Genomic DNA, 23,596 nt, shown 5'->3' with positions numbered 1-23,596 from the left:
GTTTTTTAAATGCTGAAATTTAAGGGAGAATCAGAAGTTTTTCAGATCTCCTTTCCTTTCCACCTGCCACTGCGAAGGTACCAGTAGCTTATGCCGAAGATAATGATCCAGTAGATGAAATCAGCTCCCCAGGCCCAGTGCAGCTCGCTGCGCATTCTTTCAATAACGATATCGCAATACAACAGGTAGCCGAGAACCGCGATTATTTCCGTTACCAGGTTAATTCTTGTATTGCCGGTACCTACCACGCCACTCATTACCACCGCTGCCACCGCCATAAGTATTGTGCTCAGGGTAATCACCCTGATAGATGGTATAGCCATGGTGATCAGGTCGGCGCTGTTGGTATAGATATGAAGCAACGTATAAGGGAACAGGTTCACCACAATACACATGGCCATAGCACATCCGGCACTGATGACCACAATTTTCCGGATAATGGGAAATACCTGTTCGGGACGCCCCTGTCCTATGATATTGCTCACCATGGTATTGCAGGCTGCTGCCAGCGCCCAGGTGAAGATGCCAAAGAAACCAAAGATACTGCGGAGCATATTGGATACTGCCAGCGGACGCTCGCCCAGGTGCTCAATAAAAATAAAGAACACAAACCACCCGCCTATACTAAAGAGGAACTGAACAATCAGCGGCGCCGATACATTCAGTATATTCCGGATAATGCCCCAGTTGAGCCGCAGATAACTGAACAGGCTGTACTGCAGGTGATACCGCCGGATGAACAGGATACTGAACGCTACGCTGCAGCCGGTGATCTCAGCAATAACCGAAGCGGTAGCAGCGCCGTTGAGCCCCATGGCAGGCAGCCCGAGCTTTCCGAAAATAAGTACATAGTCAAAAAAAATGTTCATCATTTCCTGGAAGAGGGAGGTAACCGCGAGCACCTTTGAATGTCCGCTGCCTATATAAAATGCATTGGCCATATTCAGCAGCATAAGAAAAGGAAGCCCCCATATACGGATACGGATAAACGAAACAGCTGCCGAAATGATTTGGGTGTCGTGGAGGCTTTTGGAAAAGAACCAGGGAGCAGCCAGCAATGTGAGCAGGATGGCCAGCCCGGAAAAAAAGAGCCCCACCTGTATACCGTTGGAAAACAATTGCCCTATACCGGCATATTGCTGCTGGCCGGCCCTCCGGGCAATAAGTACCTGCATCCCATTGTTAAGGCCATAGGCAATCATGTACATTACCAGGTAATAGATACCCGCAATCCCATTGGCGGCCAGTTCAAATTCGCCCAGGCGCCCTACAAAGGCAGTATTGGTAATGTGGTTGATCTGCGGGATAATAAGCGCCAGGCATATAGGTCCTGCTATTTTGATAATCTGCCGGGTGTTGACTTCCAGTTGCATGAATCGTAGGTATAGGACAAAGATAGGTGTATCTGCTGATCATCTCCCCTATATAAAACAACAAAACGCCCTCACCAATTAACTAAAAAGAGTATTATTGTAATTCATTTGAAAGGTTAAATATGCCCGTGGCTTATAACATCCATCCTGCATTTACAGTAGACGATGAAACACTGCTGGAAACTGATCTCACTGCCTGTAATTTACTGGTACTGGTAGGAAACGGAACATTCAGCTATGTAGTGTTTGATCCGGCTACAAGGAAATTCCTGGCGTTGAAATCCTATCATTTTACCCCCAGGAAGCTGGCCCTGGCCGACCTGGAGATGATAGAACAGGTATTTGACACCGACAAACTGCTATTTACTGCCTTTAAATCTATCCTGCTGGCCTTTAATACCGGCGGAGGCGTGCTGGTGCCGCATATGTACTATACGCCGTCGATGAAAAAGGATTTTCTGCACCTGGCTGTACCGGAAAAGATGCAGGAAGCGGTACTGTCTGACCTGCTGCCGTCGTTGCCGATGGTGAATGTGTACAGTGTGGATAAAGACCTGCTTGGCTTTTTACGCAAAGAGTTTTCTACAGACCTGGTGATACATGCCAATTCCGCCCTGTTGCAGTCGTACCCGAAGGACCTGGATTTCCAGGCAAAAGATGGCATTGCCTTCGTGGAAGTAGACCAGCAGCGGTTTACAATGACGGTTTATGCCGGTGGTAAGCTCCTGATCCAGCAGGAAGGCGATTACCAGTCGGGGCTGGATGTGGTATATACCCTGGTGAGCACGCTCCGTCAGCTGGAACTGGATGAGCAGCTCGTAAAAGTGAAGTTGGGAGGGGCAGTAGCTACTGATGCCGGTGTATACCAGGAAATGTATAAGTTCATACCGCACCTGGAGTGGATACAGAGGATACCTGGCTTCAGTTATATCACCAAAATGCAGGAAATACCAGGCTATTATTTTCATAACTTATATGCGTTAGCGCTATGCGTATAATAGGAGGAACGAGAGGGGGACGAAAGATACAACCACCTGCAAAAATGCCGCATACCCGACCTACTACAGATATTGCGAAAGGAGGGTTGTTTAATATCATCGAAAATAACCTGGATATTCCATCTTTAAAAACACTGGATATTTTTGGCGGTACAGGGAGCATCAGTTTTGAACTCGCTTCCAGGGGCGCAACAGATATGACCATTGTGGAGAAAGACCCGGCAATGGCTGCTTTTATTAGTAAAACAGCCCTGGCATTGGGAATAGAGCACCTTAAAACGGTGAAAATGGATGTTTTCAAATACCTTCAGCAATGCACGGAAAAGTTCGACTTCATTTTTGCTGATCCTCCCTATATGATGGAAACGCTGGATCAGCTGCCCCTGCTGGTGTTTGAAAAAGAGTTGCTGAACCCCGAAGGCTGGCTGGTGGTGGAACACACGCAGCATAAGAAGTTCCAGGATTATTCTTACTACCGCTCTGAAAGGAACTATGGGGCAACGGTGTTCTCCATATTTATTAACCGGGAGGAATTGAAACGCTGACCACTTACCGATAACTTAATTACACTCATATGAGGACTTGTTTATTCCCAGGCACATTTGATCCTATTACACTGGGCCATACAGATATCATTCATCGCGGGCTTGAACTGTTTGACCGGCTGGTGATAGGCATCGGCGTAAACAGCAGCAAAACGCCTATGTTTGCACTGGAGGAGCGGATGAGCTGGATCAGGGAGATGTATAAAGATGATCCGCGGGTGGAGGTAGCCTCTTACTCCGGGCTGACCGTAGATTTCTGCAGACAGTTAAACGCACGTTTTATTTTAAGGGGGATCCGCTACGTGAGTGATTTTGAATACGAGAAAGCGATTGCCGATGTGAACCGCACTGTGGCGCCCGAAATTGAAACCATCTTTTTAACAACGGTTCCCCAGTATTCCAGCATTGCCTCCACGCTGGTGAGGGATATTTATAAGTATGGAGGTGATGTAACGCCATTCCTGCCACAGGCGGTACTTGAAGGCATCAAACGTTTGAAGCAATAATTTTTAAAGCAGATATTATGAAAACGATCTGGCACAATACCAAGATCTCACTGGACCAGTTAAATGAAATGGGAGGCACCACCATGGCTACATGTTTGGGGATGGAGTTTACCGAAATAGGTCCGGATTATCTGAAAATGATGATGCCGGTGGATCACAGAACCATACAACCGTATGGTTTATTGCATGGCGGCGCTTCTGCGGCCCTGGCTGAAACCGTGGGCAGCATGGCATCCGGCCTGATCATTGACCCTGAAAAGCAAATATGCGTGGGTATAGAGATCAATGCCAACCATATAAAAGGTGTGAGGGAAGGCTATGTACATGCCTGTGCCCGGCCTTTGCATATAGGCAGTACCAGCCATGTATGGGATATCCGTATCACGGACGACCAGCATAAGCTGGTATGTGTAAGCCGGCTTACAGTGGCCATTCTGGCTAAAAGATAAATGGCATCAGATATCTGCCGCCCTGAAAACCTCTCTTATATTTTCATAGGAGTATTTAAGGTATTTGTCCACGTTTCCCGGTTTGATCCATTGCAGGTCCTGGATATCCTCTTCTATCTGCGGAACGGTTAATTCGGTGCCGGTAAACAACATCCGGTACCAATAGGTATGTTTCAGTACTTTTTTATTTTTCATGGGATAGTAGTGGAACGTTTCCGTGATCTTATGTTCCAGCGAAACGTTGTGAAGGCCTGTTTCTTCGGCTACTTCACGTAATGCGCAGGTTTCGAGATCCTCCCCCGGATCCTGTTTTCCTTTGGGCAGGTCCCATTTGCCGCGACGAAACATCATCAGCACTTCGCCTGCCGGGTTGGTTACCAGGCCGCCCGCCGCTACCAGTGTAGTGAAATGAAGAGATACTTTTTTGAAGAGCTGTTTTATATCCGGTGCAATAAACACTGCTGCGTCTTTTTTCCCATCTTCCAGCTTTTGTAATACATTTTCCATCTTTTTTGTATCCGGGTTATCGTATACTTTGGCGCCATTGAGGCGGGCCGGAATGGAGGTGGTATCAGCACTCAGCAGGAGCGGACGTTCGTTGAGGTAGATCGTAATATTTGCTTGCATGCCGCAAATGTAATTACGAATTGTGAATTACGAATTGAGAATTTAGGAAGATGTAAAACCGGTTCAAGGCGCGCTGCCTGAATTCGTTTGGCATAGCTCAGGCAGAATAATGTTATTCCAAAATGTATGTCCGTTTATTCCAAAATGATAGTACTTTTGGCGCTTGTATGAATAAAGTAAGCGAAAAACAAGTTGCAGAAAAATTACTGCAGGTGCAGGCCGTTAAATTAAGCCCTGCCCAGCCTTTTACGTGGGCATCCGGCTGGAAATCACCGATCTATTGCGATAACAGGAAGATTTTATCTTTCCCTTATGTGCGCGACTATATTAAATCAGAGTTGTGCAACCTGGTGTTTGAAACTTTCCCTGATGCCGCTGTAATTGCAGGAGTGGCTACAGCAGGTATTCCACACGGAGCGCTGGTAGCGGATCAGCTGAAGCTGCCATTTATTTATGTAAGATCCAAGCCGAAAGAGCATGGTATGGGCAACCAGATTGAAGGGGTATTACAGCCAGGGCAGCCTGTGGTGGTAATAGAAGACCTGATTTCAACGGGTAAAAGCAGCCTGGAGGCCGTACAGGCCATACGTGCCGCTGGCGGTGAAGTAACAGGCATGGTATCTATTTTTAACTATGGTTTTGATGTGGCGGTGAAAGCCTTTGAGGCGGCGGGCGTACCATTTTATTCGCTTAGCAATTATTCTGCGATGATTGCGCTTGCTGAAGAAAAAGGGATTGTATCTGCCGATGAAATTGCCACGTTGCAGGCCTGGAGAAGCGCACCGGATCAGTGGGGTAAGTAGTGAAAATTGTATATCACTTTTTTTGTATATTCGGGTAATAATATTACAACTATGCGTATCCTAAAATTAGTAGTGTTGTTCCTGTTTGCCGGCGTTGGCGTGGCAATGGCACAACAAAAGCAGAAGGCTGTGGAAACAGCGAAGATCAGCACGCCAACTGTGCAATGTGAATCGTGCAAGAACCGCATTGAAAGGTATATGTCGCAGGAAGAAGGGGTTCAATCAGTGAAAGTGGATTTCAAAAAGCATATTACGACGGTAAAATATTATACCGACCGTACCAATATTGAGAACATCAAAACAGGTATTGCAAATGCGGGGTATGATGCGGATAATGTAACTGCCAACCCTGAATCATACGCCAAACTGCCTACCTGCTGCAAGAAGCCGGAAGACGGAGGTGGAATGGATCCGAAGAAAAAGCATTAATCATACTGTTTCAGCCTTTGGTGCACGGCGATGGCCGGGTTTGCCAAAGGCTGAATTGTTTCCGGTTGTGTATAAAGCCTGCTTGTTTACAGGCATTAAAATGAAAGTCCCTTTTCCTGCAGGCGCTAAAGTGGAGAATGCTCCGGAATAAATAAACACTTTCTACCGGTGTTTCCCTACACCGGCATCCCGGAACAGTCATTAACTTTGTTTTCCCCGGTATCTCTGTTGGCATCGATTAGGCCGGGTCTGTTTCTGCAGTTTCCCTGGCAAAAATGAAAGCCGTTTAATATTTAAAAAGCTTACCACCATTCCGATACTGTTTAATCCGCTGAAGCATCATTTTTCTACGCTCAGGCAAATGCTTGCCCAGTCAGATCCTACTGAAATGAATACGCGCCTGCTTTCTCTTGGAGGCTCGCAGATGGATATGTATACTGGGTCGCTGACGCCGGAGGCAATTTTCAATGAAATAAGGGGGCAATTAAGATTGGCAGGGGTGAATACGAGAGCGGACTATGAGGCACTGTTGGCTAAAAATGGTGGTTATATAGAAGTGGTGTTATCGGATGCTTCTGTGTGGATTTTGCGGTTGGCAGAAGATAAGGCCCACTATATCCACCTGCATCCAGGGCGTTATAGCCCGCATACTTTCCGTGTAAAGGCATCGGCGCTTAAAACAGCGCTGGCTTACCAGGCAGCGGCACAGCATCATTTGCTTACAAAAGATCTGCTGGCAGATCTGAACCGTGTAAGAAAAGAGTTACGGTTGTCCCCGTTAAGGAGCATCAGCGAAAGCGGGCATATTCTGGAAGTTATTGCCTTATTGAAGCAGGACTAAAAGAAATTCAGCGCCTGCCTGGTTTCACATTTTATCGGGAAAGGAAGAAAAATGCCAGCCTTACCCACTTTGCAATTTCCGGTGGCTTTGATAGTTACTTCTTTATTGGCGAAAGCGGTAAGTGCATTTTTAAATACATTGGCCATATTTACCTCCAGTTTCACCGGGAAGTAAAAAGTATCTCTTGCCGGGATGGAAATGGTGGTATCCTGGAGGGAGTGGCCTACCTGGGTGTCGTCAAAAAAAAGGTCGAAGTTGGCATCTTTTAACTGGAGACGATAGTTGTTTGGATTATAATATGCCAGGGTCATCCGTACAATACTTTTGGACATACCCAGCTCATCCATACTAATACCGGCTACTCTCACAAACTGGATATCCTTGTTTTTTTCGCAGGAGCTTGCTACTCCCCAGATGACAAAAACAACGGCTAATAATCGGAACACTTTCATCGGCTGACCAGGTATTTTAATTTTTGTAAACCTACAGCAAAGCATTTAGTTATCAAAAAATCAGGGTTGAATTGGGAAACTTTTAACGGAGGCAATATTAAGAACGGGGGAGACCGCTTAAATGGGTAATGCATAAAACACATATAAATAAAAGATTTCTTTATAGAAAAGCACTATCTTTGTTTTCCTTCCTGAGCCCGCTAAAATTGGGCAAGAAACTCACTAATTTCTTTAGTATTTTTGCACTTCGGTGATTTTTTACCGGAAGTACTATGTGCTAATTTATTTAGCATATGATTAATAATTCTATGAATTGTTTCTCATCTACTTAAAATTAATTGTTAAGTATTTAGGTATAAGTGATTGTCACGTGAAACAAACGGAATTTCAACATCTGCATCCAAAATTTTGACATTATGACAGAGAACGCGAAAGAGAAGATATTACTGATTGAATCTCAATATTTTCCGCCAATTGATTCATACAAAGCTTTAGTTAAGCATGATATATTAAAGATAGAGAAATATGAGCACTATCAAAAGCTCAGTTACAGGAACCGTTGTTACGTTGCCGGGCCAAACGGCCGTATGATTTTAAGCGTTCCCCTGGCAAGAGGAAAAAATCAGCGGACGGTGATGAAGGATGTCAGGATCAGTAACGAGGAGAAATGGCAGGGCTTGCATTGGAAAACGCTCGTGTCTGCCTACAGGCGTTCGCCCTGGTTCGAATATTATGAGGAAGATCTGCAGGGCTTGTTTGAAAAACCATTTCATTTTTTAATGGATTGGAACATGGCATGCTTCGAATGGATGAACAGCAAGCTCGGCATTAAAGTGCCGGTGATCTATACGGAGAGCTATGAAAAGGTAGTGCCCGGTGTAACAGATGCCAGGGAAAGCATATTGCCGGGGCCGGTAATACAAGGCGAGCCCGGCTATACGCAGGTGTTCCAGGAACGTACTGGTTTTATCCCCGGACTGAGCATTCTTGACCTGCTTTTCTGTGAAGGGAAACAGTCTTTGGAAATATTGAAAAATGACCGGTAAACCTGTGAATAATATTATTTAACTTGTTGACTTGTAATTGTTTGTATATTTGCCCGGGTAATTGTGCTTTTGGAGCCTCTACCTCCCGAAAAAAATTAAAGGTGGCAATCAACAAAATCTTTAGATTTGCAACCTATTTTGCTGGGGTTCGAACTGACGTAGGTGTGTAAACCAGGAGTTTCCCAGTGAGGGAAAAATGGATTGTTATCCTGTTATTTTTTTCTATTACTAATTCCTAAAATTCATTTGCAGTACTAAATGAACAACACCTACACAGACCTGGTAAAACAGACCTTTGAGTTTCCCCAGGAGGGCTTTGATGTAAAAGACAACTACCTGGAATTCAATGGTTTGGATATTAAGGCATTGATCGACAAGTATGGAACACCGTTTAAGCTGACCTTTCTTCCCAAAATAGGGATGCAGATCAATAAGGCGAAAAAAATGTTCCATGACGCCATTAAGAAAAACAGGTACGAAGGTGAATACTTCTACTGCTATTGTACTAAAAGCTCGCATTTCTCCTTTATTATGGAGGAAACCCTGAAGCATGGGGTACATATTGAAACTTCTTTTGCTTACGATATTGATATCGTCAATAAATTATACGAGCGCAAGAAGATAAATAAAGAGACCTATGTAATTTGTAATGGCTTTAAAACCAAGGCATATACCAGGGCGATAGCAAGGCTGATCAACAGCGGGTTCAGGAATGTGATCCCGGTGCTTGACAATAAGGAAGAGCTGGAAGATTATAAACGGAATATCAGGAGCAAGGATAAGGTGAAACTTGGGTTGAGGGTAGCTGCAGAAGAAGAGCCAAGTTTTGATTTTTATACTTCCCGGCTGGGTATTCCTCCCCGTGATATTCTTGAATATTATGTGGACAAGATAAAAGGGAATGAGAAGTTTGAGCTGAAAATGCTGCACTTTTTCATGAACAAGGGGATTAAGGACGATATTTATTACTGGAGCCAGTTTAACCGTGTAATAAACCTCTACTGCCAGCTGAAGAAGATCTGCCCTGAACTGGACAGCATCAATATTGGCGGTGGTTTCCCGATCAAACACTCTCTGGGCTTCGATTATGATTACAATTATATCGTAAACGAGATAGTTGCCAATATCAAGAGCATGTGTAAAAAGAACAAGGTACCTGTACCGAACATTTACACAGAGTTTGGTTCCTTTACAGTTGGAGAAAGCGGTGCGGTAATATATAGCGTAATTGGAGAGAAGATGCAGAACGACAGGGAATCCTGGTATATGATCGATAGCTCTTTCATTACCACGTTACCTGATACCTGGGGGATCGGAGAAAAGTTCCTGATGTTGCCAATTAATAAATGGGACCAGGAATACCAGGAGGTGCATCTTGGCGGACTTACCTGCGACGGATACGATTTTTATACATCTGAAGAACATATTAACGCAGTATTCCTGCCAAAGCAACAGGCATCCGGAGAACCGCTGTATATCGGATTTTTCCATACAGGGGCCTATCAGGATCAGCTCAGCGGATACGGCGGCATCAAGCACTGTCTTATTCCTTCACCCAAACATGTGATTGTGGGATATGACAAGAACGGGCAGTTGAAAGATTGGTTATATGCCAAAGAGCAAACCGCCCAGAGCATGTTGAAAATTTTGGGTTATTAAAAAAATGGGTTAGTAATCCTACTGAAAGCCCCCCGATTATTCGGGGGGCTTATTTTTTTTCATTTTTTCTTCTCTCAGTATGATAAAAAAAGGCTTCCATTACTGAAAGCCCTATCATGGCATAGGTTAGATGATATTCATCCGGCATAAGGAAAATAGGAGATGAATATTTGATGCGCCAAAGATAGTGTTATCGCGAAGCATGGGTAAGCCCTAAAAGTTGTAATTTTTTCTAATCTGTTTTTGGGCTGATTTCCTGAAGAATGATGAATTTATTATCATAATGCCTGAAAAAAATGCAATTGCTAATATTTACATATTAGTATAGCAGGAATAGTATCAACCCGGCAGCATTCTTTTATAACACCTATGTGTAGGTATTTATTTGCCCTGGGAATCATTGAGATAATCGATGGCTGAGCCGCAATGCTTTTCAATTTCACTGAAGCAGCTGTCGAGCAGCTCTGTTTCTCCCTTTATAATAGCTGTTTTCCCGGATGCAGAAAAGCCCTTCACCAGCAGGAACTGTTTGGTAAGGTGCTGGTTGATCAGCGATAAATGCTGTTTTTGTTTTTCGGCTGTTCTCATTTGCTCCATGGAAATAAGATTGCGGTAGTATTGGCCCAGTGCCCTGATGAAGAACCATAGGTACATTCCCACTGTAAACGGATTGGCCAGGTATTGAGAGGCCGATGAATAGCCAGGGGTGACGAATATCATTACATTATTGATCTTGATCCATGCAACGGCAATGAGGTAGGCGCAAAGGATCAGGCTCCATATAAGGGCTGTGAACAGGTTTACGGTAATGTAGCAGATAAGGATGCTCATTACCCATATCAACGTGTATTTGGGCCCAAGGTCCTGGTTATTCAGAAAGGAGGAAAGCATAGGAAGTACCAATGTGGAAAAGGAGCCAAACAACCCTACTGTTCTGGCATTCACCCCTTTTCTCAGTAGTAGCAGGCAAACGGCCAGGTCGAGAATGATCATGGGAATGATGATCATATTTACTGTATTCCTGCTGAGCATATTTACAAACAGGAAACTAAGCAGCAGCACGATATAAAAGAATGCGTAATCAAAGATCAGTCTGATCTTCGCCTGTTCGTATGTATTTTCTGTATGAAGAAGCATGTTGCCGATCACTGCTTTTTCAGTGACCAGGTAAATGCTTTTTATGAGTAACCAGCCTTTCGGGAAGCGCTTTGTCATGAGTGCGTGCTTAGACAGGCAAATTATTGTATAATAAACAATAGAAGATTCAACGTTTGTGTGAATTATACACTAAAAAAGGGACGCCTTTACAGGCATCCCTCTTAACCCTCATGTTACTACAGCTGACTTCCTTTGCAGGAAGCCTGCTTCCCTTATTCCACTACTATTTCTTTCGGGGCATCCTGTTTGTTTTCCTTTTTACCAAGGGTCACTTTCAGGATTCCATTCTCATATTTTGCATTAATCTTACCTGCGTCTACCAGTTCACTGATAGTGAAGGAGCGTTTGAAAGATCTGAAGTTGAATTCACGGCGTACCTGTTTATCACCTTCATTCTTTGTTTCTGCTTTTTTCTCAGCGCTGATGGTAATTGTCTTGTCATCTGCACTGATCTTGAAGTCTTCTTTCAGGAAACCGGGTGCTACCACGTCTACAACGAAAGCTTCAGGAGTTTCAACAATGTTTACCGGAGGATGAGTGGTAAAGAAATCGTTGGTCAGAAAATCATCCTTTACATACTTATTTAATCCTCCATTGAGAATATCTTCTACTAATCCACCAAATGATTTGGGAAGCGGGCTGTGGTTAAATTTAATGTGTGTCATAGTTGCTATAAAATTTTTTTAGTGTGAAATCAATTTTATTGTCTGATATCCGGTACAGATCAAATGGGATACCATGCCATGAAAACTGCTATTTTGTTAGTAAAAAGGTTACAGATTATGACATTATGACGTATTAATTGTATTCTTTGTGTCAAAAAGTCTATTTGATCATCCAATTGTTTACTTTTTGGGTACATATGACTAACTTTGTAAAAAATACAAACAGAAAAAACTCAAATTATATGTATCCAGCGGAACTAGTAATGCCAATGAAGGCAGAATTAACAGATAATGGCTTTGAAGAATTGCTGACACCGGAAAGCGTTGATAGCACATTGCAGAAGGAAGGTACCACGCTTGTTGTGATCAACTCTGTATGTGGTTGTTCTGCAGGTACAGCCCGTCCGGGCGTATTGCTGGCAGTAGCGCACAGCGAAAAGAAACCCGACAGGCTCACTACCAGCTTTGCAGGTTTTGATGGTGAAGCGGTAAAACAGATCCGTACTCACCTGATGCCTTATCCTCCTTCTTCTCCGGCGATAGCCCTGTTTAAAAATGGTGAACTGGTGCATTTTATAGAGCGCCATATGATCGAAGGCCGTTCTGCGCAAATGATTGCTGCAAACCTGGCTGACGCTTTTGAACAGTATTGCTAAATATTCACATTTCTAAATTCCGATTTAGAAATTCGAAATTGCATCGTACTTTGGTGGTTTGATTTTCCTTTTGATTAAATTCGGCTTTGTTCATAGGAAGATTCAGATCACCAATTTTTTTTCGGCTATGTATCCTAATCTATATTACGCGTTCAGAGATCTGCTTGGCTTAGAGATTCCGTTTTTAAAGATTTTCCAGACGTTTGGTTTTTTTGTTGCGATAGCCTTTCTGGCCGGCGCCTATATTTTAACGCGTGAGCTCAAACGCTATGAAGCGCTTGGATTGCTGAAAGGAATACCTGAAAAAATAGTTACCGGGCTTCCGGCTTCGCAGGGAGAACTGATCGGAAACGCAGTAGTAGGGTTTATAATAGGATACAAGATTCTTGGGATCTTTTTTCAGTGGGATACTGCTTCCCAGGATTTGCAGTCGTTTGTATTTTCAGGCCAGGGCAGTTTTGTTGCAGGTATCCTTGTGGCTGCAGCCATGGCGGGATATAAATATTATACGAAAAAGAAACAGGCACTTCCCAAACCCAAAGAGGAAACGGTGATGGTAATGCCGCACCACCGGGTGCCGGATATTATTGTAATGGCCGCCATCGCAGGGTTAATAGGCGCCAAAATATTCCACAACCTCGAAAACTGGAGCGATTTCGTACAGGATCCTGTTGGAGCTTTACTGTCGTTCAGCGGCTTAACCTTCTATGGTGGCCTGATAGTAGCAGCTATCGTGATCATTAGCTATGCCCGCAAAAAGCAATTCAATATCCGTGCGCTGATCGATAGCGCAGCGCCTGCGCTGATGCTGGCTTATGCGATCGGAAGAATGGGTTGCCATTTTTCAGGTGATGGCGACTGGGGAATTTACAACAGCGCGTATGCTGTGGACGCAGCAACCGGGCATACTGTGAAAATGGCACCAGCCACATTCCAGGATATGGTTCAGAAAAATGCAGGTTTTTTTCAGCAGCAATATGCAGCAGCAGAGAAGATCCCGCATGCAGCGTTTGAAAAACCGGCGGCATTGGGATTTCTGCCAGACTGGCTCTTTGCCTACGGTTATCCGCACAATGTTATTAAAGAAGGCATACAGCTTGCCGGCTGCGACGGCCAGTATTGTAAAGTGCTGCCAATTGCCGTATATCCTACACCGTTATATGAAATTATTGTTTGCCTGGTATTGTTCGGAATTCTCTGGGCCATCCGCAAAAAAATAAAGATACCCGGTGTTATTTTTGGTATTTACCTGATATTAAATGGAGTGGAGCGTTTTTTTATAGAGAAGATCAGGGTAGATACCAGGTATGACATTTTTGGTTTTCATCCTACACAGGCCGAAATTATTTCCACGCTCCTGGTTATTGCCGGTATTATATTGATTGGCATCTATCGTAAAAATAATACTGCTGCAAATAAGCTTTCCTGATTTAGTCTATGCAACGTCACACTTCATTAGTGCCCTTGTCGCACGAGCACAAGCGTCTTCTCTTTGTATGCCGCTATTTAAAAAAAGATGCCGCGCCATACGAAGGATTTCCCCTCGAAACGCAGGCAAGGTTTGAGTATATCGTAAAAGTATTCCATGAGTTGATGGTACCGCATATTCAAAAGGAGGAATATCTTTTTGAGAAGTGCGCCGGCAGGCATGAAGCAATTGACGCAATGATCCGGGAACTGCAGGAAGAACACCTGATTATTTCCCGTATGTATAGTACCCTAACAGACAGCGCAGATATGGATGCCGCAATGGATATACTGGCCTGCAGCCTGGAAGCGCATATCCGCAAAGAGGAGCGGGAGTTTTTTGAGCTGTTGCAAAATGAGCTGCCGCATATACTTGATGATCTCAAACTGGAGCAACCATAAATGTATTTAACGTGTTATTGACACTTTTTGAATTAAGCACTATTTTTTCGGTAGAGTTATAGTAGCGTTATGTATCTGTAATATAGCCTCAATAATTATCTGTAAATTTTATAGCGGTTTATCCTGTTTGTTAGGCTGGTAAATAACCTTGGCTATTTAATTGGTGTTATGCGTACGTTCTTTTGCAGTGTGATTGTATCGGGTTGCCTGGCTGTTAGTTTCAGCGCCCTGGGTTTATCCAGGGAAGACAGCCTTAGCCGGTATGATAAGCTGGATTCGTCTGAAATGGTGGCTGCTTCCTTTCATTATAAAGCAGGTGAACAAGAGTTAGGGCAGGGTACAATATTAAATGTACCTGAAGGCTACCGCCTGCTCGATGCTGCACAAAGCCGTGTGCTTGTAGAGCACTTGTGGGGCAACCCGGAAAACCCGAATACCCTCGGAGTATTGTTGCCCGACAGGATGGGGCCTATGGATAAAGATTTCCGTGGAGTTGTGATTTCCTTTGAACCATCTGGTTTTATGGAGGAGACGGAGATCCGGAAAATCGATTACACGAAGTTGCTGGCGGAAATGAAAGAGGAGTTGAAGAACGAAAATCTTTTGAGAAGCAGAAAGGGCGCCGGGCCGATTTCAGGTATGGACTGGGCCTTTACTCCTTATTATAATAAAGGCAATCACTCCCTGTGTTGGGCGCGCATTTTACATTTTGGTAAGAACGAAGCACCTATGCTGAATTATGAATTAAGGTTATTGGGCAGAAAAGGAGCCCTATGCTTCACGGCAATAGGCAAGGTGACAGAGCTGGAGCAAATTAAAAAGCAATTGACGGTAATAGCCGGTGCCGCCCGTTTCACGCCGGGAAACCGCTATGCTGATTATAATCCACGTACAGATCAGTTTACCCGCTGGACGCCTGCAGCAGCTTCTTTATCTGGTAAAATGCTATCGATTGACAACCTGCTATCTGGTTTAAGGAATACGCTCTCCATGTTATCGGTGCTTTTTTGCACAATGTTATTTGCTTATGTAATGAATCATTACCATCATCGCCGTAAGTCCGGTTACCGGAAAATTATCAGGGTTGATGAACGGTTGAATTAAAGAATGGCTGGCCCCGTTGAATATCTCCCTAAAAAACGGTTTATTCTGTTAATCCAATAAACAGCTCTTCCGGATGGCTCGGGTATACCTCAACCGTATGATTCCATTTCAATACCGGCGGCCTGGCTTATCGTTCTTTCAGTAATCCCGTTGGTCTGAAAACAAGAAGCCGAAGAATTAGTCATGTTATAATACCGGTCATCCTCTATTAACACCACTATTTAATTTAGGCCCAATCCCCATGAAACATTCTTTTTCCCCAGTCGTCTTTTAATCGTTCCATAGCTTTTTACCATTCGTCCCTATCTATAGACCGCTTGTGTAATGCTATGTACTGTGTAATACATAATACCTACTTTTACATTGTAGTTGATGATCTACTGTAGTAGTTTAACTACTGTAGTATATAAACTAAAGAACTAAAGAAATCTGAATCGACAACCTTTAAACTCTAAATCACCCATATATGAAAGCAAATTTTAAAGCTATAACATTAACAATGAGCGTGTTAGTTACTGCTTTGACTTCGTTTGCGCAAACTGCCCCAAAAGTAACCGGACAAATAACCCAGCCCGGCAACAAACCTGTAGAGTTTGCTACTGTAACCTTATTAAAAGCCAAAGACTCCTCTTTAGTAAAAGGAGCCATTGCAGATATAGATGGCAAATATGAATTTGAACAGGTAAAACAGGGAAAATACCTGATCGCTGCGGTTTCAGTTGGTATGACCAAACGTTACAGCCCCGCATTCGAAGTAGCCGCCAGCTCCGTAAAAGTGCCGGCTGTAACACTGGAAGCAGCATCCAAAACATTAAAAGGAGTGGACGTAACTGCCCGCAAACCTTTTGTAGAGCAGAAAGCCGACAAAATGGTGGTGAATGTGGAAAACAGCATCACCGCATCCGGCGGCTCCGCTATGGAAGTACTGGAAAAATCCCCTACTGTAACGGTAGACAAAGACGGTAATATTTCCATGAAAGGTAAAAGCGGGGTGGTAATTATGATAGATGGCAAACCAACCAATATGAGCTCCCAGGACGTTGCCGAGCTGCTGAAAAGTATGCCAGCTACTAATGTAGACCAGATAGAGCTGATCGCTAATCCTTCCGCCAGGTATGACGCAGCCGGCAACGCTGGGATCATTAACCTTAAACTGAAAAAGAATACAAACTACGGTACTAATGGTAACGTAACCGTAGGTGCAGGCTATGGTACCTGGCCCCGCTGGAACGGCGCCCTGAACCTGAACCACCGCAATGAAAAATTTAATATTTACGGTTCGGGCAATTACAGTCACCGTGAACAACAGCAAGATATTGGCCTGTTCCGCTCCCTTACTGAAAACAACCAGTACCGTGTATATGACCAGACAAACAATATGCACACGAAATCCAATTACAAAGCCGGTAAAATAGGAGCCGACTACTTTATCAGTAAAGGACATACCATCGGCGTAATGGCTGATCTATCCGGCGGCGACCGCAACATTCCCAGTTTTGCTACTACCCGCATTGGCAACGGCAAACAAGTGGACTCGGTGCTGAAAACCCATACAAATGAAATCAGCAGCTGGAACCGTAATGCGTTTAACTTAAACTATCGTGGTATCCTGGATACAACCGGTAAGGAACTGAATATTGATGTGGATTATGCAAAGAATACACAAAAACAACTGGCCACTATATACGCCGTATCCCGCGATGGAGGAGAGAAGGGAATTCTGGGCAGCGACACTTCCCGAAATAACCAGCCATCCAATATTGACATTAAAACGGCAAAAATTGATTACACGCATCCACTGAAAAACCAGGCCAAATTTGAAGTGGGTGCAAAAGTAAGCTTCGTGAAAACAGATAACGATGCACGCTTCGACTCACTCAGAACGGGTAACTGGATTTTGGATGAGAACCGTTCTAATCACTTTATTTACAAGGAGAATGTAAATGCAGCATATATTAATTACAGCAGGCAGTTTAAAAAAGTGCATGTGCAGCTGGGATTGCGCGGTGAACAAACACATATTACCGGCATCTCCACTTCCATGAAAGATCAGCAACAAACACAGGTAAAGAATGATTCCACTTATTTCAACCTGTTTCCAAGCATGGCGCTGACCTATAAACTGAATAAGGATAATACACTGGGGCTGACCTACAGCCGCCGTATCCAGCGCCCGAGCTATGAAGATCTGAACCCTTTTGAATTTTATCTGGACAGGTATACCAAGGAGTCCGGTAATCCTAACCTGCGGCCACAGTATTCCAACAACTTTGAAATCACGCATACGTTCAGGGATTTCCTGATCACCTCAGTAGGGTATTCACATACCAAAGATATGATGACAAGGATACTGGAAGCAGACGTGGATAAATCTACCGGTGATACGTCTATCCTGCGGTACAAGTACCTGAACGTGGCAAAATCAGACAACTTTAGCCTGAATGTAACGGTACCGATGCCCGTTACCAAATGGTGGATGAGTTTTACCACGTTTTCCGTTTCCTATGTAATGTTTGAAACAGTGGTAAATGATAACCAGGTAAAATTATCTTCTGCCGGCTTCTTCGGACGTACCCAGCAAACATTCACCCTGAGCAAGGACCTGTCTGCCGAAGCCGTTTTCTTTTATGTATCCCCACAGGTAACGGAAGAAGGCCTGTTTAAAATGAAATCTATGTGTTCCCTGGACCTGGGGGTATCAAAGAAAGTGCTGAAAGGAAAAGGATCGGTGAAGCTGAACGTAACGGATGTGTTTAAGACCAATTATTTCCGCGGCGACTTTGACAATGCGGGCAAATATACTTCCGTTTCCAGCAGGTGGGATGCGCAGCAGTTCAGGATAACTTTTAACTATCGCTTCGGAAATAACAATGTAAAAGCGGCCCGTAACCGCCAAACCGGGCTGGAAGCAGAACAGAATCGTATAAAACAGGGCGGTAACTAGGCCGGACCTGTTGTGAAGATGGTTTTTTAGGTATATAAGGAGGGAAAAACGTGGCCCTTTACCGGGCTGCGTTTTCCTTACCATTTGCACCGGATAAAGATGTGCCGGTTTCATCACAGGAAATGGCAGTTTGGTAAAATTTGAGACAGGGCGACAGGCCATTACAATAATTTTGAAAAAAATTTACCGGGGCCCCGCTTTCATCCATTCTCTATAAATAATTAATAATTAATAAGATAACGGAGTTTTGCTGTTGATTAAACGGATAAAGTCGCACTAAACCGGAAATTTCCCCGTCAGCTTCATGCAACCTTTTTTACAATTACTGTCTTTATAATGAAAGTATCAGCCACTAACTTGAATCAGACGCCACTAGCAGCAGATATAGTAGAACGCTGCAAAAAAGGAGATGTCCGTGCATTTCGTGAATTGTACGAAGCCTATTCGGCTGCGATGTATAACATTTGCCTGCGTATGACCAATAACGTGAGTGATGCAGAAGACACTTTGCAGGAGGCTTTTATCCAGGTACATAAAAGCATTAATAAGCTGGAACAAGCTGCCAGCCTCAGTGCCTGGATCAAGCGGATTGTGGTAAACCACTGTTTGAATGCGCTGCGTAAAAAGAAAGTGTATTTTGAAGAAGTGGAAGAAGTGGAAGTGATGGCAGAAGAAGGCATTGATGAGGCCCAGTTTACCTGGACCGTTGCCGCGGTAAAGTCGGCCATTCACGGACTGCCACAGGGATACCGTACCGTATTGAATCTCTATCTTTTTGAAGAGTATTCACACCGGGAAATAGCAGAAATGCTGGGTATCACCGAATCCACTGCCAAAACGCAGTATATGCGTGCAAAGGAGAAGGTAAGACAAATTGTAAAACAGCAAAATGTAACTCGTTAATGCCAGACAATTTTGAAGGGTTTATCCGCCAGCACCGGGACGAATTTGAGGAACAGGGGCCTTCACCGAGGGTTTGGGCCGCACTGGAGCAGGAGCTGACGGGCAGTAGTAAGGGCAAGGTAATTTCACTGTTACAGAAAAACTGGTTCAGAGCGGCCGTGATAGCAGTATTGCTGGCCAATGCCGGTGCTCTTTTTTACTTTACAAAAAACCGTCAGCCGCAACAGCAGCAGGACCTTGCTGTATTAGCGCCCGACATACAGGAAGCGGGTGTTTACTATACTTCCCGCATAAACGAAAAACTACAGCTGATAGAGGCTTATCCCGATTCAACGCTGGGGCTGGACAGCACTGCCCGTAAGGAACTGGAACTTCGCAACGATACTTATAAAGCACTGGAAAAAGAATTAAAAAATAATCCGGGCAATGAAAGAATCCGTGCTGCCATGGTGCGCTATTACCAGCTGAAGTTGGATCTGTTGGATAAAATTTTGGAGGAGTTACAGACAAAACATGCAACTCCCGGTCATACAAAAAAACGATATGAAGCTGAAATTTAAATGCTTGTTATTTCTGCTGCTGCCTTTGATGGCACAGGCCCACAACGGAGCTACTGCTTACAAAAGAACCATTGTAAAGGAGTTTAATGTAAATGATAATGCCACGTTAAACATCGCTAATAAATATGGTAAGGTTATTTTTCACGCGTGGAACAAAAGTGAAATTAAAGCGACCATTACCGTAACAGGCTTCGGTAAAAATGACGAGCAGGCAAAAGCTGTTGCAGAACTGGTAGAGGTGAACGCGAGCCAGCTTAACAATATGGTATTGCTGAATACATCCTATAACCCGTCGAAGAGCAGTTCCGGCTGGTTTTCGTGGGGAGGCAAGATGGATTCCAAAGACTATGTGAACATTGACTACGATATTTATATACCGCAAAATATGCAAAGCCTGATGGTGAAAAACCAGTTTGGGGATGTGATTGCAGATAAATTCAGTTTCCCGGCCACCCTGGAAATGAACTACTGCACCTTTGATATCCGTGAAGCGCAGGATCTTGTCTTAAAAATTAATTACTGTGATAAAGGTAAGATCGGCAAGGCTGGAAGGGTTTCTGTGAAAGGGAACTATTCCGATATCCGTGGCGAACAGCTGGAATCGCTCGATGCCAATTCCAACTATAGTGAGTATAATTTTAACCGGGTGGGCAACCTGAAGATATCTTCTAACTACGATGATTATAAAATAGACGTTGCAGGAGCTGTAGGAGGCCGGAGTACTTATTCCGATATAAAGATAAAAGAACTTCAGCAGCTGATAGATCTGAATATGACCTATGGAAATGTAAAGATAGAGAAGGTGAGTAACGGCTTTAAGCAGGCTGATTTCCAGCTTACGTATTCAGATGTTGATATCAGGTTTGGTTCCAGGCAGCCGCTGTATATAGAAGCGAACCTGGTAAACGGGGACCTGAGCACCGGTGGACTGGAGCTGAAGAATGTGGTTTCGAACAAGAGGAATTCAACACTGCATTATACCGCAGTGGCGGGAGGAGGGAATGAATCATCTCCCTACATAAAAATACGTGGTACACACACTGATGTAAACCTGAATAATTATTAAACAGATCAGAACGCCATTCTAAATCTTTTTAAATAATACTGACTATGAAACGAATTGCTGCTTATTGTCTTATTGCCTTGCCATTGTTATTGGCCGCCAGTGTGCTTCTTTCCTTTACACGCCCATACGAGGAAACGATAAAAGGAAACGGAAATGTGAAACAGGAGTCCCGGGAAGCATCTGCCTTTACAGATATCAGTACTTCCGGGGTTTACAAAGTGATCATTGAACAGGGAAATACCCATAGTATCCGGGTAGAGGCAGAAGATAACCTGTTGCCATATATCATAACAGATATATCCCGTGGCGAATTAAGCATTCATTCAAAGAAAGGCTACAATATTCAGCCTACAAAAGAAGTCAGGGTGTATATCACTTTGCAGAAAGTAGATAAGTTATCGGCCAGCGGAGCCAGTGGCTTTACCAGTAAGGGTAAGCTTACCAGCGATCGCATCCAGCTGGCATTTAGCGGTGCTGCTGATGCTAACCTCGATATCCGTACCCGTGAACTGCAGGTTGGTGTTTCCGGGGCAAGTAATATTATCCTGAAAGGAAATACAGACAAGGCAGACTATGGCATTTCCGGTGCAGCTGATATTTCAGCGCTGGACCTGACCACGGATGAGGCCAAACTAGGTATTTCCGGTACCGGTAAAGCAGATGTGTTTGTACAGAAGAACCTGAATGTGGTGATTTCCGGTATGGGAAAAGTAAAATACAAAGGAGAACCCAGTATTACCCAATTCATATCCGGAATGGGTAAAATCAGTAAGATATAATAACAAGTTAGATTTAGAGTATATAGCGGCAGGTAGTTCTCTACCTGCTTTTTCTTTTTTATATTTGTTGTTCGAATATAAAATTTTTTATTATGCCGTCCTTTGATATTGTTAGCAAAGTAGATTTACAGACACTGGATAATGCTATAAACACGGTGAAGAAAGAAATTACCAACAGGTTTGATTTCAAGGGTTCACATGTGGAGATTGAGCTGAACAAGAAAGAACTGGTGCTGAACATAGAAGTGGAAAGCGATATGAAGCTGGGCCAGGTGCTCGATGTACTGGTAAGCCGTACTATGCGCCAGGGACTGGATGCCAGCATTTACGATATGAGCAAGGAACCTTACCAGAGCGGAAAGGTGTTTAAGAAGGAAATACCCGTACGTAACGGTATCAAACAGGAAGATGCCAAAAAGATCGTAAAAATGATCAAGGATGCCGGTTTAAAGGTACAGGCGGCTATTATGGATGATATTGTACGGGTAACAGGGAAGAAGATCGATGATTTACAGGAAGTAATACAAAAGGCCAAGGAATCCAACCTGGGTATACCTTTGCAGTATGTAAACATGAAATCCTGATTTTTTTTAAGAATAATCTTTGGGTGTTAAAGAAAATTGGTTAACTTTGCACCCTGTATTTACAATAATTTTGATATGAAACAGGGAATCCATCCAGAAAGTTACAGATTTGTGATATTTAAAGATATGTCAAACGGTGAGAGCTTTTTAAGCCGCTCTACCGCTCCTTCCAAAGAAACTGCAAAGTGGGAAGATGGTAATGAGTATCCGTTGATTAAGTTGGAAATTTCCAATACTTCTCACCCTTTTTATACTGGTAAGAATGTATTGGTGGATACTGCAGGACGTATTGATAAATTCAACAAGCGCTACGCTAAGAAAGCATAGTTGTTAGTAAAATATTTTTAGGGAAATCCCATCGGCTTATCGATGGGATTTTTTATTTTAGCCCCTTATGGAGCGTAACTACATTCTTTTTGACACGCCCGTACGTGAGCTGTTATACCCCTTTACACATACAAGACCCATTGCCGCCTGCAGGGTAGGGATACTTACTATACAGGAGAAATGGGAGCATTGGTTGGGTACAGGTATCAGTCATTTCACCGTACCGCACCTGCAGGATAAATTCCCCCTGTTGTACAAAGACAGCCAAACCGTTAACATCTTACTAAGTGGACATATACTACCGGACGCTGCACTGGTAGCTGCTATCCGTGAATTGCAGCCGGAGGAGGAATTGTATAAAGACAACCAGTTACTGGCAAAAGCGGTGCTGGGAGAGGGTGGGGCATTACTGTCTCCGGGCAACCGGAAAAATTATCCGGGGGAAGTACTGGGAATTTATAAGCCTTGGGATATCTTTGCGCTCAACGATAAAGCGATCAGGGCAGATTATCAGCTGCTTACAACCGGCAGGGAATCTGCCACCTTATCACACACCAATCAACAGAACAATCATACGGACATTTTCGTGGAGCCTGGCGCTAAAGTAGCGTATAGCATACTGAATGCGGATACAGGACCGATTTATATCGGGAAAAACGCGGAAGTGATGGAAGGATGTATGATCAGGGGGCCTTTTGCGATGGGAGAGAGTGCGGTATTGAAAATGGGAACAAAAGTATATGGGGCTACTACGTTGGGGCCATATTGTACCGGTGGGGGTGAGATCAAGAACAGCGTGATGTTTGGTTACTCCAACAAAGGACATGATGGTTACCTGGGGGATGCGGTGATAGGGGAATGGTGCAACCTGGGTGCCAATACATCAGGTTCCAACCTGAAGAATAATGTATCTGACGTGAAAGTATGGATGGAAGGGCAGGGAGAAGCGGTATCCGCAGGCAAAAAATGCGGGGTGCTGATGGGAGATTACAGCAGATGCGGTATTAATACCATGCTGAATACCGGTACGGTGATAGGGGTATCCTGCAATGTGTTTGGCGGGCATTTCCCACCAAAATTCGTGAAGTCTTTCAGCTGGGGGAGCGACGGAGTTTACCGTTTGGCAGAAGCCCTGAAGGATGCCGGCAGCTGGATGGCGTTAAAAGGCCGGGAACTAACGGAAAAGGACAGGCAGGTATTGGAAGCATTATATGTCCAGATAAATCAGAAAGACCTTAAAACTTAATATCACA

General features: G+C 43.9%; 26 protein-coding genes. 21 read left to right on the top strand and 5 right to left on the bottom strand.

Annotated elements, in window-relative coordinates; genetic code table 11:
• Positions 1-41: 41 nt before the first annotated feature.
• Positions 42-1,373 carry an MATE family efflux transporter gene (locus ABIE50_RS26995; RefSeq protein WP_209865866.1) on the bottom strand — a complete coding sequence of 444 codons (1,332 nt, stop codon included), beginning with the start codon at positions 1,371-1,373 and terminating at the stop codon, positions 42-44.
• Positions 1,374-1,501: 128 nt separating this feature from the next.
• On the opposite strand from ABIE50_RS26995, the gene ABIE50_RS26990 reads away from it, so the two are divergent.
• The 4 genes from ABIE50_RS26990 to ABIE50_RS26975 are packed head-to-tail and all read left to right on the top strand — an operon-like array spanning position 1,502 to position 3,871.
• On the top strand, positions 1,502-2,371 hold the full coding sequence (locus ABIE50_RS26990) for a DUF3822 family protein (protein WP_209865862.1): 870 nt from the start codon (positions 1,502-1,504) through the stop codon (positions 2,369-2,371).
• Positions 2,362-2,916: an RsmD family RNA methyltransferase gene (locus ABIE50_RS26985; protein ID WP_142687612.1), complete on the top strand. Its 555-nt coding sequence runs from the start codon at positions 2,362-2,364 to the stop codon at positions 2,914-2,916. The genes ABIE50_RS26990 and ABIE50_RS26985 overlap by 10 nt, the downstream gene beginning before the upstream one ends.
• A 29-nt stretch (positions 2,917-2,945) precedes the next feature.
• The gene (gene coaD, locus ABIE50_RS26980; protein ID WP_142687613.1) at positions 2,946-3,422 is read left to right on the top strand and encodes a pantetheine-phosphate adenylyltransferase; all 477 of its coding nucleotides are present in this window, start codon (positions 2,946-2,948) and stop codon (positions 3,420-3,422) included.
• Positions 3,423-3,439: 17 nt separating this feature from the next.
• Positions 3,440-3,871 carry a hotdog fold thioesterase gene (locus ABIE50_RS26975; RefSeq protein ID WP_209865859.1) on the top strand — a complete coding sequence of 144 codons (432 nt, stop codon included), beginning with the start codon at positions 3,440-3,442 and terminating at the stop codon, positions 3,869-3,871.
• Between the two features lie 6 nt (positions 3,872-3,877).
• Here ABIE50_RS26975 and ABIE50_RS26970 read toward each other — a convergent pair whose 3' ends face one another.
• The gene (locus ABIE50_RS26970) at positions 3,878-4,498 is read right to left on the bottom strand and encodes an NUDIX hydrolase (RefSeq protein WP_142687615.1); all 621 of its coding nucleotides are present in this window, start codon (positions 4,496-4,498) and stop codon (positions 3,878-3,880) included.
• Positions 4,499-4,665: 167 nt separating this feature from the next.
• Here ABIE50_RS26970 and pyrE point away from each other — a divergent pair, with 167 nt between their 5' ends.
• The 3 genes from pyrE to ABIE50_RS26955 all read left to right on the top strand — a co-directional run bounded on the left by pyrE (position 4,666) and on the right by ABIE50_RS26955 (position 6,571).
• Positions 4,666-5,301 (top strand): orotate phosphoribosyltransferase, encoded by a 636-nt coding sequence (pyrE, locus tag ABIE50_RS26965; protein WP_142687616.1) that lies wholly within the window; start codon positions 4,666-4,668, stop codon positions 5,299-5,301.
• 51 nt (positions 5,302-5,352) lie between these two features.
• Entirely contained in the window at positions 5,353-5,730 is a 378-nt protein-coding gene (locus tag ABIE50_RS26960) for a heavy-metal-associated domain-containing protein (protein WP_209865856.1), read from the top strand.
• Positions 5,731-6,118: 388 nt separating this feature from the next.
• Positions 6,119-6,571, top strand: coding sequence for a hypothetical protein (locus ABIE50_RS26955; RefSeq protein ID WP_209865853.1), 453 nt, complete (start codon positions 6,119-6,121; stop codon positions 6,569-6,571).
• Here the strand turns inward: ABIE50_RS26955 and ABIE50_RS26950 are convergent.
• Complete coding sequence (locus tag ABIE50_RS26950; protein WP_209865850.1) at positions 6,568-7,023, bottom strand: LEA/WHy family protein; 456 nt, start codon at positions 7,021-7,023, stop codon at positions 6,568-6,570. The genes ABIE50_RS26955 and ABIE50_RS26950 overlap by 4 nt on opposite strands.
• 416 nt (positions 7,024-7,439) lie before the next feature.
• On the opposite strand from ABIE50_RS26950, the gene ABIE50_RS26945 reads away from it, so the two are divergent.
• Together ABIE50_RS26945 and ABIE50_RS26940 are read left to right on the top strand one after the other, a co-directional pair.
• The gene (locus ABIE50_RS26945; RefSeq protein WP_209865847.1) at positions 7,440-8,069 is read left to right on the top strand and encodes a WbqC family protein; all 630 of its coding nucleotides are present in this window, start codon (positions 7,440-7,442) and stop codon (positions 8,067-8,069) included.
• A gap of 258 nt (positions 8,070-8,327) precedes the next feature.
• Positions 8,328-9,728: a type III PLP-dependent enzyme domain-containing protein gene (locus ABIE50_RS26940; protein WP_142687621.1), complete on the top strand. Its 1,401-nt coding sequence runs from the start codon at positions 8,328-8,330 to the stop codon at positions 9,726-9,728.
• Positions 9,729-10,109: 381 nt separating this feature from the next.
• On the opposite strand, the gene ABIE50_RS26935 is transcribed toward ABIE50_RS26940, so the two are convergent.
• The gene (locus ABIE50_RS26935; RefSeq protein ID WP_209865844.1) at positions 10,110-10,943 is read right to left on the bottom strand and encodes a hypothetical protein; all 834 of its coding nucleotides are present in this window, start codon (positions 10,941-10,943) and stop codon (positions 10,110-10,112) included.
• Positions 10,944-11,098: 155 nt separating this feature from the next.
• Positions 11,099-11,551 (bottom strand): Hsp20/alpha crystallin family protein, encoded by a 453-nt coding sequence (locus ABIE50_RS26930; RefSeq protein ID WP_142687623.1) that lies wholly within the window; start codon positions 11,549-11,551, stop codon positions 11,099-11,101.
• Positions 11,552-11,748: 197 nt separating this feature from the next.
• Between ABIE50_RS26930 and ABIE50_RS26925 the strand changes: the two genes are divergently transcribed.
• The 12 genes from ABIE50_RS26925 (at position 11,749) to ABIE50_RS26870 (ending at position 23,589) form a co-directional block, all read left to right on the top strand.
• Entirely contained in the window at positions 11,749-12,207 is a 459-nt protein-coding gene (locus ABIE50_RS26925; RefSeq protein ID WP_354028197.1) for a BrxA/BrxB family bacilliredoxin, read from the top strand.
• 127 nt (positions 12,208-12,334) lie between these two features.
• The gene (locus tag ABIE50_RS26920; protein ID WP_209865841.1) at positions 12,335-13,636 is read left to right on the top strand and encodes a prolipoprotein diacylglyceryl transferase; all 1,302 of its coding nucleotides are present in this window, start codon (positions 12,335-12,337) and stop codon (positions 13,634-13,636) included.
• An 8-nt stretch (positions 13,637-13,644) separates the two neighbouring features.
• Entirely contained in the window at positions 13,645-14,076 is a 432-nt protein-coding gene (locus ABIE50_RS26915; protein ID WP_209865837.1) for a hemerythrin domain-containing protein, read from the top strand.
• A gap of 168 nt (positions 14,077-14,244) precedes the next feature.
• Entirely contained in the window at positions 14,245-15,180 is a 936-nt protein-coding gene (locus ABIE50_RS26910) for a DUF2167 domain-containing protein (protein ID WP_209865834.1), read from the top strand.
• A gap of 466 nt (positions 15,181-15,646) precedes the next feature.
• Positions 15,647-18,124 (top strand): TonB-dependent receptor domain-containing protein, encoded by a 2,478-nt coding sequence (locus ABIE50_RS26905; protein WP_209865831.1) that lies wholly within the window; start codon positions 15,647-15,649, stop codon positions 18,122-18,124.
• A gap of 336 nt (positions 18,125-18,460) precedes the next feature.
• The gene (locus tag ABIE50_RS26900; RefSeq protein WP_209865827.1) at positions 18,461-19,027 is read left to right on the top strand and encodes an RNA polymerase sigma factor; all 567 of its coding nucleotides are present in this window, start codon (positions 18,461-18,463) and stop codon (positions 19,025-19,027) included.
• Entirely contained in the window at positions 19,027-19,587 is a 561-nt protein-coding gene (locus ABIE50_RS26895) for a hypothetical protein (RefSeq protein ID WP_209865824.1), read from the top strand. Before ABIE50_RS26900 ends, ABIE50_RS26895 begins: the two co-directional genes overlap by 1 nt.
• Positions 19,571-20,653, top strand: a complete 1,083-nt coding sequence (locus ABIE50_RS26890; protein WP_209865821.1) for a hypothetical protein — start codon at positions 19,571-19,573, stop codon at positions 20,651-20,653. Before ABIE50_RS26895 ends, ABIE50_RS26890 begins: the two co-directional genes overlap by 17 nt.
• A gap of 44 nt (positions 20,654-20,697) precedes the next feature.
• Entirely contained in the window at positions 20,698-21,432 is a 735-nt protein-coding gene (locus ABIE50_RS26885) for a head GIN domain-containing protein (protein ID WP_142687632.1), read from the top strand.
• Between the two features lie 92 nt (positions 21,433-21,524).
• On the top strand, positions 21,525-22,016 hold the full coding sequence (locus ABIE50_RS26880; RefSeq protein WP_209865818.1) for a YajQ family cyclic di-GMP-binding protein: 492 nt from the start codon (positions 21,525-21,527) through the stop codon (positions 22,014-22,016).
• A 75-nt stretch (positions 22,017-22,091) separates the two neighbouring features.
• Positions 22,092-22,343 (top strand): type B 50S ribosomal protein L31, encoded by a 252-nt coding sequence (locus ABIE50_RS26875; RefSeq protein ID WP_079473370.1) that lies wholly within the window; start codon positions 22,092-22,094, stop codon positions 22,341-22,343.
• Between the two features lie 67 nt (positions 22,344-22,410).
• The gene (locus ABIE50_RS26870; RefSeq protein ID WP_209865815.1) at positions 22,411-23,589 is read left to right on the top strand and encodes a putative sugar nucleotidyl transferase; all 1,179 of its coding nucleotides are present in this window, start codon (positions 22,411-22,413) and stop codon (positions 23,587-23,589) included.
• The last annotated feature ends 7 nt before the right edge of the window (positions 23,590-23,596 follow it).

Origin of the sequence: Chitinophaga sp. OAE865 (genome assembly GCF_040546735.1) — a bacterium.
Lineage (GTDB): Bacteria > Bacteroidota > Bacteroidia > Chitinophagales > Chitinophagaceae > Chitinophaga > Chitinophaga polysaccharea_A.
The sequence above is the reverse complement of the archived record's forward strand: the minus strand, read 5'-3'. Positions and strand labels throughout refer to the sequence as shown.